Consider the following 467-nt stretch of genomic DNA (forward strand, 5'->3'; position numbering starts at 1 on the left):
TACGTAGATTGTATACATGTTAATTCAACATATACTACAATCGCTCATTATTGGTTAATCAAGCAATTTATCAAGTCTAAAGAATGGCGTATTGTTACCGATGAAGATAATTCTATTTTAGCTGCCGCGCAGAGAGTTTTTGCAGACGATATCAATAAATACGATGCTCATGTTTTTATAAGTAAAATAGATAAGGAAAAATCGACTAGCCAATCATTAACAGAATATACTGAAGCAAAAGAAATCCTATACGATTGGGCAGAGGCTAGAGATATTAAAACTAGAGGGTTGAGGGAATTAGCTGTTTTGTATATGAGTGAGCAATTAAGAACACATAAATTTTATGAGTTAGCATCAGATGGAGTTAACTTAAAATGGGCTAACAATCCTTTAACCCATCCTTTGGCATCCAAGGATACCGGTTTCCATACTGTCGATTGCAAAACCGATGTTTCATCCTACGAGCC

The 467-nt window shown here is 35.1% G+C and carries 1 pseudogene; it reads left to right on the forward strand.

Annotation, left to right across the window (positions count from 1 at the left end):
* Positions 1-467 (forward strand): annotated as a pseudogene (locus tag AC2JF9_RS08935) (insertion element protein); the annotation flags it as partial.

The organism is Lactobacillus sp. C449L (assembly GCF_059900815.1).